The sequence below is a fragment of the Bradyrhizobium sp. genome (assembly GCF_035484855.1).
Classification (GTDB): Bacteria; Pseudomonadota; Alphaproteobacteria; order Rhizobiales; family Xanthobacteraceae; genus Bradyrhizobium.
In genome coordinates this window covers 1-2,014 of the sequence record NZ_DATHOP010000249.1, presented here as the reverse complement: position 1 = coordinate 2,014, position 2,014 = coordinate 1, and the positions used below count along the sequence as shown (strand labels likewise).

Below are 2,014 nucleotides of genomic sequence, written 5' to 3'. Positions count from 1 at the left end.
CCATCGCCACGGGGCGGCCGGTGCTATCCGAAGTGATGCGCGCGGTCGACAACACCGTGACCTTGGCCATCGCGGCGGCGCTGATCGGTTTCACGCTCGGTCTGTTCTTTGGCCTGATCGCCGGCTATTTCCGCGACACCTGGATCGACAAGGTCGCGACCTCGATCGCGATCGCCGGTGTCTCGGTGCCGCATTACTGGCTCGGCGTGGTGCTGGTCATCATCTTCTCGGTGCAGTTGAACTGGCTGCCCGCGGTCGGCGCCGGCCCCGGCGGCTCCGGCGCCTGGGGCTGGGACTGGGAGCACATCCGCTATCTGATCCTGCCCGCCATCACCACCTCGGTGATCCCGATGGGCATCGTCACCCGCACCGTGCGCGCGCTGACCGGCGATATCCTCAGCCAGGATTTCGTCGAGGCGTTGCGCGCCAAGGGCCTGCGCGAGACCCGTGTTTTTCGTCACGTCATCAAGAATGCCGCGCCGACCGCGCTCGCCGTGATGGGATTGCAACTCGGCTACATGCTCGGCGGCTCGATCCTGATCGAGACCGTGTTCTCCTGGCCCGGTTCGGGGCTGTTGCTCAATTCGGCGATCTTCCAGCGCGACCTGCCGCTGTTGCAGGGCACTATCCTGGTGTTGGCGCTGTTCTTCGTCCTGCTCAACCTGCTGGTCGATATCGCGCAGGCCGCGATCGATCCGCGCATCAAGCGGAGCTGAGCGTTGAGCATCAGCCCGACCAGCGCGCTCTCCGATGCGGCCCTCCAGGCGGCACCCGGCTCGAAAGCGCGCGGCTATTGGGCGACCGTCGGGCGCCGCATCACGCGCGACAAGGTCAGCATGGCCTGCGCCATCGTGCTGGCGCTGATCTTCCTGTCCGCGCTGCTGGCGCCATGGCTCGGGCTTGCCGATCCCTATCAGGGCTCGATGATCCGCAGGCTGCGCCACATCGGCACAGCGGGCTATCCGCTCGGCACCGACGAACTCGGCCGCGACATGCTGGCGCGGCTGATCTATGGCGGACGGCTGTCGCTGATCGTCGGCATCCTGCCCGTGATCTTCGCCTTCGTCGTCGGCACCTCGCTCGGGCTCGTCGCCGGGTATGTCGGCGGCAAGATCAATACCGCGATCATGCGCACCGTCGACGTGTTCTACGCCTTTCCCTCGGTGCTGCTGGCGATCGCGATTTCCGGCGCGCTCGGCGCCGGCATCGTCAACTCGATCGTGTCGCTGAACATCGTGTTCGTGCCGCAGATCACCCGCGTCGCCGAGAGCGTCACCACCGGCGTACGCAACATGGATTTCGTCGAAGCCGCGCGCGCCTCCGGCGCCCGGCCCTTCACCATCATGCGCGTGCATATGCTCGGCAACGTCTTGGGGCCGATCTTCGTCTACGCCACCGGCCTGATTTCGGTGTCGATGATTCTCGCCGCCGGCCTGTCATTCCTCGGCCTCGGAACCAAGCCGCCGGAGCCGGAATGGGTGCTGATGCTCAACACCCTGCGCACCGCGATCTACGTCAATCCCTGGGTGGCGGCCTTGCCCGGCGTGATGATCTTCGCGGTCTCGATCTGCTTCAACCTGCTCAGCGACGGCATGCGCAGCGCCATGGACATCCGGAACTGATACGATGAATGAAGTCACCCCTTTGGCTGACATGCTGGCGCCGATCGAGGATCGCGGCGGCGCCGCGCAGCCGCTGCTTCAGGTCAATGGACTGACAAAACACTTCCCGGTGCGGGGCGATCTGTTCAGCGCGCGCAAGACGGTGCGCGCCGTCGATGATGTGTCGTTTTCGATCGCCAAAGGCGAAACGGTCGGGATCGTCGGTGAATCCGGCTGCGGCAAGTCGACCACCGCGCGGCTGCTGATGCATCTGATGACCCGCGACGCGGGGGACATCATCTATGACGGCATGCAGGTTGGGCACGCGCTGTCGCTTCGCGAGCTTCGCCGCGGCATGCAGATGGTGTTTCAGGACAGCTATGCCTCGCTCAATCCGCGTCTGACGATCGAAG

At 65.3% G+C, this 2,014-nt stretch carries 3 protein-coding genes; all 3 read left to right on the top strand.

The window, feature by feature from the left end:
- Positions 1-716: ABC transporter permease (locus VK804_RS28895; protein WP_325376594.1), on the top strand; the 716-nt coding region annotated here is incomplete at its 5' end.
- Positions 717-719: 3 nt separating this feature from the next.
- Positions 720-1,622: an ABC transporter permease gene (locus tag VK804_RS28890; RefSeq protein ID WP_325376592.1), complete on the top strand. Its 903-nt coding sequence runs from the start codon at positions 720-722 to the stop codon at positions 1,620-1,622.
- 4 nt (positions 1,623-1,626) lie between these two features.
- A partial coding sequence (locus VK804_RS28885; RefSeq protein ID WP_325376590.1) for an ATP-binding cassette domain-containing protein occupies positions 1,627-2,014 on the top strand: 388 nt, incomplete at its 3' end.